This window comes from Parvibaculum sedimenti (assembly GCF_009184905.1).
GTDB classification, from domain to species: Bacteria; Pseudomonadota; Alphaproteobacteria; order Parvibaculales; family Parvibaculaceae; genus Parvibaculum; species Parvibaculum sedimenti.
The window spans coordinates 348,657-356,849 of sequence record NZ_WESC01000002.1 but is presented as its reverse complement, the minus strand read 5'-3'; the positions used below and the strand labels follow the sequence as shown (position 1 = coordinate 356,849).

General features: G+C 61.7%; 10 protein-coding genes. 5 read left to right on the top strand and 5 right to left on the bottom strand.

Features of this window, described 5'->3' with window-relative positions; all coding sequences use genetic code 11:
* Positions 1-296 precede the first annotated feature (296 nt).
* Complete coding sequence (locus F2P47_RS03550; protein WP_152214772.1) at positions 297-1,442, top strand: porin; 1,146 nt, start codon at positions 297-299, stop codon at positions 1,440-1,442.
* 35 nt (positions 1,443-1,477) lie between these two features.
* Here the strand turns inward: F2P47_RS03550 and F2P47_RS03545 are convergent, their stop codons facing one another.
* Positions 1,478-2,095, bottom strand: coding sequence for a thiamine phosphate synthase (locus tag F2P47_RS03545; RefSeq protein WP_152214771.1), 618 nt, complete (start codon positions 2,093-2,095; stop codon positions 1,478-1,480).
* A gap of 15 nt (positions 2,096-2,110) precedes the next feature.
* Here F2P47_RS03545 and F2P47_RS03540 point away from each other — a divergent pair, with 15 nt between their 5' ends.
* A complete protein-coding gene (locus F2P47_RS03540; RefSeq protein WP_152214770.1) occupies positions 2,111-2,812 on the top strand; it encodes a YggS family pyridoxal phosphate-dependent enzyme in 702 nt (233 codons plus the stop codon).
* Here the strand turns inward: F2P47_RS03540 and F2P47_RS03535 are convergent.
* Positions 2,801-3,334, bottom strand: coding sequence for a L,D-transpeptidase family protein (locus F2P47_RS03535; RefSeq protein ID WP_152214769.1), 534 nt, complete (start codon positions 3,332-3,334; stop codon positions 2,801-2,803). The genes F2P47_RS03540 and F2P47_RS03535 overlap by 12 nt on opposite strands.
* Before the next feature lie 50 nt (positions 3,335-3,384).
* A complete protein-coding gene (locus F2P47_RS03530) occupies positions 3,385-4,140 on the bottom strand; it encodes a hypothetical protein (protein ID WP_152214768.1) in 756 nt (251 codons plus the stop codon).
* A gap of 232 nt (positions 4,141-4,372) precedes the next feature.
* Here F2P47_RS03530 and F2P47_RS03525 point away from each other — a divergent pair, with 232 nt between their 5' ends.
* The 3 genes from F2P47_RS03525 to F2P47_RS03515 are packed head-to-tail and all read left to right on the top strand — an operon-like array spanning position 4,373 to position 7,399.
* Positions 4,373-6,301: a tetratricopeptide repeat-containing sulfotransferase family protein gene (locus F2P47_RS03525; protein ID WP_152214767.1), complete on the top strand. Its 1,929-nt coding sequence runs from the start codon at positions 4,373-4,375 to the stop codon at positions 6,299-6,301.
* Between the two features lie 4 nt (positions 6,302-6,305).
* A complete protein-coding gene (locus F2P47_RS03520; protein WP_152214766.1) occupies positions 6,306-6,989 on the top strand; it encodes a response regulator transcription factor in 684 nt (227 codons plus the stop codon).
* Between the two features lie 29 nt (positions 6,990-7,018).
* Positions 7,019-7,399, top strand: a complete 381-nt coding sequence (locus tag F2P47_RS03515) for a nuclear transport factor 2 family protein (RefSeq protein ID WP_152214765.1) — start codon at positions 7,019-7,021, stop codon at positions 7,397-7,399.
* Between the two features lie 6 nt (positions 7,400-7,405).
* Here the strand turns inward: F2P47_RS03515 and F2P47_RS17590 are convergent, their stop codons facing one another.
* Positions 7,406-7,573 (bottom strand): hypothetical protein, encoded by a 168-nt coding sequence (locus F2P47_RS17590; RefSeq protein ID WP_185680926.1) that lies wholly within the window; start codon positions 7,571-7,573, stop codon positions 7,406-7,408.
* A 93-nt stretch (positions 7,574-7,666) separates the two neighbouring features.
* Positions 7,667-8,128: an acyl-CoA thioesterase gene (locus tag F2P47_RS03510; RefSeq protein WP_152214764.1), complete on the bottom strand. Its 462-nt coding sequence runs from the start codon at positions 8,126-8,128 to the stop codon at positions 7,667-7,669.
* Positions 8,129-8,193: the final 65 nt, after the last annotated feature.

Genomic DNA, 8,193 nt, shown 5'->3' with positions numbered 1-8,193 from the left:
CCTCTTCATCGTCCGTCTCCCTTCCATAGGGCCGGACTCTAAATCCTTCTGGAGGAAAATCTCAGTGGCACGTCACCGCCTCCACGCTATTGGCTTAATTTTCCCGAATCTTCCGTCCCCGGTATAGCTCTGCGCGAATTCGGTGGCGCGGGGGCAACAGCCGCCGCATTTTCGAGCCGGAGCGGTTCTATCCGTTGGCGGCCCTCGTGAATAATGGGTTAAAAGATAGGCAACATGGCAAGTTCGGGGCCGCCTCGCCTCGCCAGATGATTTGAACCGATCCTCAGGGGGAAATAATGAAAAAGACGCTTCTTGGAACGACCGCGCTGATTGCAGCCGTAGCTCTTTCCGCGCCGGCGCACGCAAGCGATCCGCTGAAGGTGACGATCGGCGGTAATATCGTCACGGGTTTTTATGCCGTCGACGCCGACAGCATCGCTGGCACGTCCTTTCAGGACACGAAGGTTCCCCTCGTTGCCCGCAACATCGACATCAAGGCCGAGGGCACGCTGGACAATGGCCTTGTGGCCGGTGTCGACGCGAAGCTTCAGCTGGGCCATGACTGGTCCATCGCAGACGCTTTGGGTCAGGGCAATTCGGGCGCTTCCTTCCGCCAGCTCTTCGCCTATCTCGAAGGCGATTTCGGCAAGTTCGAAATCGGTGGCACTGATGGCGCCGCCTACAAGATGCACTACACCTCGCCCTGGTTCGTGCCGGGCAACGGCGTCGACTCGCCCAACATTCTGAATGTGCCGATCATGCTGGTGCGCCATTCGACCTTCTCGCTGCTGGCGACGGACTCGAACAAGGTCACCTATTTCACGCCGCGGTTCTCCGGATTCCAGCTTGGTCTGTCCTTCACGCCGACCGTGGCTGTCGCGTCTGGCATGTCATCGAATCTGGCTCTCGGGCCGAGCGAGAACGGTCTGCTGCTCGCGCCGAAGGATCAGGGCGTCAGCAACGTTTTTGAAGCCGCGCTCAACTACGCCGGTACGTTCGGCGGCGTCGATGTTGGCGCCGACGTCTTCTATACGAAGGGTTCGGGCGACTATCTCGCCGGCGATCAGGGCGATCCCAAGGAGTGGGGCCTCGGCCTCAACCTCGGCTATTCCGGTTTCACCCTTGGTGGCGCCTATTACCGCAGCGAAGACATTTACGGCAGCTGGGGCGCGGTGCCTTCCCAGCTTGGCTTCGACGATACGACCTGGACGGCGGGTCTGAAATATGCGACGGGCCCGTGGACGGTCGGCGTTGCCTATCTCGACACGGACCAGAACGTCAATATCGTCGATATGAAGTCCAAGAACTGGCAGGTCGGCGGCGGTTACAACCTCGGTTCCGGTGTTGACCTCGGTCTCGATCTTCAGTCCACCAAGTTTGAAGTCGCTGGTTACGACTACGACTCGAAGTCGGTCGGTCTGGTCCTCGCGATCGCCTTCTGATTTCAGTTCGGCAAACGAATACGGAAAGAGCGGGCTCAGGCCCGCTCTTTTTGTTTTGGCGCAAGGCCGATGCCGGCAATGCCCGTCATACAAGTGCCGGACAGCCTTCGCCGCGCGTCGTCGGTCGTCATGCCGCCCAGCGCGTAGACGGCGAGGCCGCGCACATGAGCCATGACCGCGAGCCGCGCGAAACGCACGGGTCCAAGCGGCTTTGCTCCCGGATGGCTCCGCGTCGCGAAGACCGGCGAGATAAGAACCGCGTCTGCGCCCGCCCGCGCCGCCGCTATCACCGCGCGTTCGGAATGTGCCGCCGCAGTGACGAGGAAACCGGGCCTGGCCCTTCCTGCAAACCGACGTTCTGTAGACTGACGGATAATGTATTCCGGAAAATGCGCGCCATCGGCCACCGCTTGAAGATTGCCGGCGATGAGCAGGCGCACGCCCTTGCGCCGCGCCATCCGCCCGAGCCGCACGAGATCGGCATATATCGGCGACAGGCCATAGGCGCGGTAAATCACGGCGGCACCTTTGGGGGCGCATGCCAGCGCCTCGGCCGGATCGGGCGCCCGGATTGCGTCGGTCATCAGGATCAGGGTTGGCAGCTTGCGCTTGCCAGGCTTGGGGCGCGGCACTAGCTTCGGGTCCGATTTCATGAGCGAGACACATCCATGGCCGGGCCAAGCCTACATCAGAGCGCGGAGCCGGGCGAGACGCCCGCAGGCCGCCTTGCCGCCATCAGGGCGCGGATCGGCAAGGCCGCGCGCGAGGCAGGCCGTTCGCCCGACGAGGTGACGCTGGTCGCCGTTTCCAAAACCTTCGAAGCCGCCGACATCGAGCCGCTCATCGCGGCCGGCCAACGCGTCTTCGGCGAAAACCGGGTGCAGGAAGCGGCCGCCAAGTGGCCCGTGCTCAAGGCCACGACGCCGGGGATCGAACTTCATCTGATCGGCCCCCTGCAGACCAACAAGCTCAAGGAAGCACTCGCGCTTTTTGATGTCTTCCATACGCTCGACCGTGACCGTCTTGCCGAGGCGCTGGTCAAGGAGCGCGACAAGGGCGCCGCAATGCCGCGGCTCTTCATTCAGGTGAATACGGGCGAGGAGCCGCAGAAGGCCGGCATTCTTCCTGCCGAGGTTGACGATTTCGTTGCGCGGTGCCGCGAGGTTCACGGGCTCGAGATCGAGGGGCTGATGTGCATTCCGCCGGTCGATGAGGAGCCCGCGCTTCATTTCGCGCTGCTCGACAAGATGGCGCGGCGCAACGGGCTCACGAAACTCTCCATGGGCATGAGCGCCGATTTTGAAACGGCAATCACCTTCGGCGCGACGCATGTCCGGGTGGGCAGCGCGCTTTTCGGATCACGCGGCTGAGGCAAGCTCGACGATCATGCGCGTTTCCGGCGTGACATGCGCGAGGACATGCAGCATATCCGCAAGGCGCAGCGCGACGCATCCCTCCGTCGCAGCGAGACCGCTCCCGTCTTCCTTCGCGAGATGAAAGAAAATGGCGCTGCCTGCGCCGGGCCTCACCGGATCGTCATTGTAGCCGAGTGGCACGATGAGATCGTAGAGGTGGTCTTCCCGCCAAAGCGTTTCGGCGCTAGCGGGATAGGGGAGCTTCACCGGCCGGTTATAGGCAACGTCGCCCGATGCGTCGCACCAGCCGTCATCCGCCGCGATGGGTTTCGAGGCAAGTATCGTCGCAGGTTTCGCCAATCGGTCCGGTCTGAAGAAAAGCTCGCGCAGGGCAAAGCTGCCCACGGGCGTTCCACCATCGCCTTCGCGCTTGTCGGTGACGATACCGGAGCGGCCGAGGGCGCAGGGAAAGTCTTCGCCGCCGAAGCGCAGCACGCCTTGCTGCCGTCCGGGCAGCGCAGTGACATGAATATTCATGGGCGCAAGTTTACTGCGCCGTCAGCCGTATCGCCAACCGCGCCACGCCGTCAGAGTCCGCTTGCTTCCGGTCCGGCGAAAGATGCGGCCAGCGGAATGTCGGGCTGCGCATGTTTCAGTGCATCGAGCTGATCGAGGCCGCTTGCGATGGCGCCCGAAAGATCGGCGGGCTTGTGAGGTGGGTCCTCTGTCTTCGCCGTCGCATTCCTGGCAGCAGGTTCAGCCGCGGCGGCAAGCTCCGGATTTGCCGCCTTCGCGGCCTTCGGATCCGCAAAGGAGTTCAGCAACGCGTTGAAGGCATCGGGGCTCAGCTGTGGCATGGGCTTGGGAACGGAGGTGGTCACCTCCGCGAGCTTGACGGGTTGCGCTGGCTGCGGTTCGGCCCGGGCGACCCGCGTGGGCACGGTCTCTGGTACCGGTGCAGCCGAGGCGACCGTCTTCGGCTCTGCCCCCTTGTCGCCGGTCAGGGTTGCGATCGCATGTTCGCCCAGGTCGGACCCGCTCACCGCCTCGACCGCCGCATCGAAGACCGAGGCGACGAGGCCGATGGGGCCGCCATAAAGCGCTCCGCCCGCGACACGGGCGCCGGGGCTGATCGTGTCGCCCGTCAGTTCGCGATAGATGCTCGAAACGACGGGGATGTGCTGAAGGGGGTTCAGCGTGTCGAGCACATCGCCGAAGGTGAGTCCGCTGGTCTTTTGGGTACTGGTCTGCGCGCGGGATGCCTTCAACGCGTCGAAGGCGTCGGAGGCCATGTTGTGCTTGCCCTGCACGGGATGCGCCGCGATCGAAGTGAAATCCGTCATCAGAGCCCCAGGGTCTCTCCCAAACCGGCGCAAACGCGCCGCTCTCCTTAGAGCAAGCCCCGGGCCAGACAAAACATATTTGATAACAATGGTTTAGGAGGTGGCCCATTTGCTCTTTCGTGCCGGTGGGCAGAGCTTGCCGGGTTGGTTCGTCCGGCGCATCGCATGTTTGGTCGCTGCACCGCAGTATGGCAAACTCCCGGCGCCGCCCTATCGAAGGATCACGAGTCACATGAGCAAGCGTCCCCCGAAGCCGGGCAAGAACCCCGGCTTCATGCCCCCGCGGCCCGGTTTCGCCGCCCGTCCCACCGTCGGCTTGCCACCCTCGGCCTACGGCACTGGTGCGACCGTGCAGGTGCCCGGCCTCGGACAAGGGCAGGGCATGGGGCTGCGGATGAGGCCGCCCATGCCCTCGCAGGCTGAGGTCGTCGGCGCGCTGCAGGCGGCAGCCGCGCATTATTCGGCGCGGCGCTTCCGTGAGGCCTCGCAGATCCTCGAGAAAATACTCAGTGTGCTGCCGAATAATCCCGATGCTCTGCATCTGACGGGGCTGCTTGCGCTTGAGACTGGAAAATTGGTGGAGGCGGAGAAGCTCATCCGCATGGCGATCAACGCCGTCCCCGCCCCGTCAACCGATATGCTCGTCAATTTGGGCAATGCGCTGCGCGATCAAGGTAAGTTCGGCGAGGCTATGGAAAGCTATGACAGAGCGCTTGCCCTCGACAGCAATTGCGCATCCGCCTATCTCAATCGCGGCAACGCCAGGAAATACTCGGACGAGCTCAAGGATGCGCGCCTGGACTTCGATAAGTTCATCGAGCTCAAGCCTGATCTGCCGATCGGCTATGTCAGCGCGTCGCAAATGGGCATGCAGCTCGGTCTCTACAGAGAATCCCTCGCCTATTGCATGCGTGCAATTGAGCTCATCCCCTCGCCGCCGGCGATCTTTTTCATTATCGCCGCTGATCTGCATGAACGGCTTTCCGAGTTCGACAGCGCGATCGTCAATGTCGAAAAGGCGTTGGCACTTGAGCCCGGGAATGGCGAGGCGACGCGCATTCTGGCCAGGGTTGAGCGTCGGCGTCATCCAAACGACAAGGCCTTGCTCGCCGAGATGCGCAGGAGGCTGGAGGTTGTCGGAACGGATAATCTGCCGTTCGAGCACCGGCGCAGCGTCGAGGAAGAGCTTGCGCAACTGTGCGACAAGCTTGGCGATTTCGACGCCGCCTTCGAGCATTTTGGCCGGATGAACGAAATCGCGCTGGAGGAGGCCAAGGCGACAAGGATCGACAAAAACGAGTATCTGGATTTCGTCGAAGGCCTGATTTCCTATGCTACGGCAGAGAACTTCAAAGCGTGGCAATCGCTTCCTGCTTTAAGTGTCGAGGCGGGACATCGAGCAGCGCCAACCTTTATCGTCGGGTTCCCGCGATCCGGAACGACTCTTCTCGACCAGATTTGCGACGCCCATCCGGATATTCAGGTGCTGGAAGAAAAACCCTGCCTGCGTATTGTTCGCGACGCCCTGGCAGAATTCGATGGTGGGCATCCTCATGCGCTCGGAACCCTGACCGAGGATCAGCGACGGGAACTCCGCGCCATTTACTGGAAGGCGCTTGAGAGCGAAGATGCCGATCTCGCGGGCAAGCTCGTCATCGACAAGCTGCCGCTCAGCATCATCAACGCCGGACTCATTGCGCGCGTCTTCCCTGAAGCAAAGATCATTCTTGCGCTTCGTCATCCTGCGGACAGCGTATTCTCCTGCTTCATGCAAAACTTTCAGCTCAATTCGTCAATGGCGAATTTCCTGAATCTCGATGATGCGGCGCGTCTCTATGACCGCGTCATGACCCTGTGGCAGCAATATCGCGCGCTTCTATCGCTCAATGTCGTCGAGGTGCGCTACGAAAACCTGATCCGCGATCTGCGTGGCGAAGTGGAACCCGTGATCGACTTCCTCGGGTTACCCTGGAACGATGCACAGGCCAATCCTGCGGCTCATGCCCTGGCGCGCGGCACCATCCGCACACCGTCCTATGCGCAGGTGACGCAGCCGCTCTATTCCAGCGCAACGGACCGTTGGCGTCGTTACCAGAAGCATCTCGAACCTGTGCTGCCCATTCTGGAAAAGCACATCAAATATTTCGGCTACACGCTCTGATCCGATGAGTGTCAAGAAACTCCTGATTGTCGATGACGACGAGGCGCTGCGCGGCTCGCTGATAGAGCAGTTGCAACTGCATGAGGAATTCGAAGTGGCGGCGGCGCCGACGGCCGCCGCCGGCCTCGACCATGTGCGTCATGCGCATGTCGATCTCGTGCTGCTCGATGTGGGTCTGCCCGACATGGACGGGCGTGAAGCCTGCCGATTGATGCGGCGCGACGGCATCAAGGCGCCGATCATCATGCTCACCGGCGCCGATACGGATGCCGATGCCATTCTCGGCCTCGACGCGGGCGCCAATGATTATGTGACGAAGCCTTTTCGTTTCGGCGTGTTGCTCGCGCGCATTCGCGCTCATCTACGCAGCCACGAGCAGAGCGAGGACGCAGTCTTCAAGATCGGTCCCTATTCCTTCCGGCCGAGCGCGAAGCTTCTGGTCGATGCGGTGGACAAGAAGATACGCCTCACTGAGAAGGAGACGAATATCCTCAAATATCTCTATCGCGCCGGGCAGAAGGTCGTCGGGCGAGATGTTCTGCTTACGGAGGTTTGGGGCTACAATTCAGGCGTGACGACGCATACGCTCGAAACGCATATCTACAGGCTTCGTCAGAAGATCGAAAAGGATCCGTCGAATGCCGAGATTCTCGTGACAGAGGCGGGAGGCTATCGCCTCGTGCCCTGATGCGCGCGGCAGAATGAAGGGGAGGGGAAATGACGGAAGCGGAAACTCTCGCGCTGGCGGAGCGTTTCGTGGCTGCGATCGAGGCGGGCGACATCGAAACGCTGAAGTCCGCCTGCTACGCGCCGGATGCCGTGATCTGGCACAACTTCGATCAGGTAAACCAGACGGTCGACCAGAACCTGAAGGTGCTGGGCTGGATGGCGCGGGTGTTGCCGCAGCGCAGATACGACATTCTGCGCCGCGTCGTCATTCCCGGCGGCTATCTGCAGCAGCATGTGCTGCGTGGCAAGCGACCGAGCGGCGAGGATTTCGCCATGCCGGCTTGTCTCATCGTTATGGTGAAGGACGGGCGCATTACGCGGCTGGAGGAATATCTCGATCCCGCGCAGGCGGCCGTGCTTGCGAGCTGAGCGGCGTCAGGCTTTCGCCGTCATCGAGATGCGGACGATCGTGCCGAGCATGATCGGCACGCCGATCAACGCCGCCATCAGGAGGGCAGTCGCGCCCCAGATCGCGGTCGCGACCAGAACGGCGAGCAGGACATTGGTGAAAAAGAGGGTGGCGGTGTCGATGCGGTCGATCATGGGGCCTTCGATACGCAAGAGGACTGGAAGGCTCTCCTGTGCCGCAATGGCGGTTTTATCGAAAGGGGGCATTTCGACGCAGCGTCGAAGCTCTCAATTGTCTCCGTCGACCGAAGCGGTGAGCCTGTATGTTTTGGTGAATTCGTCCGGCATACGGGTTGCCTTGCCGGTCTCGATATTGATGCAGACGAAATCGGAAAGGCCGCGCAGCAGCGTTGCGCCGCTCGAAGCCTTCACCATCTGAAAGCGGCGGCGGAGCCGCAGCCTGCCATCATTGCCCGTAATCCATGTCGCGATGAGCACCTTGTCGCCCGCATGGCTCGGCGCGAGATATTCCAGTTCGTGGCGCCGCACGACCATGCCGCGATTGAGCCTCGCATAGGCCGCGAAATCGAGGCCGAGCGCCTTGGAATGCTCCCATGCGGTTTTTGCCATCCAGGTCAGGTAGACGACATTGTTCGTATGCTGAAAATCATCGATATGCTGGGGCTCGACTGTCACCTCATGGATGAAGGGGGTGGGGTAGTCCCAGGCGATCGCGCCTTTGTCGGTCATGGTTGGGCTCCTTTGTTCGTCCTTATTAAAGGCGGGACGGGCAGGGGGCAATCGCGGCCGCTGTT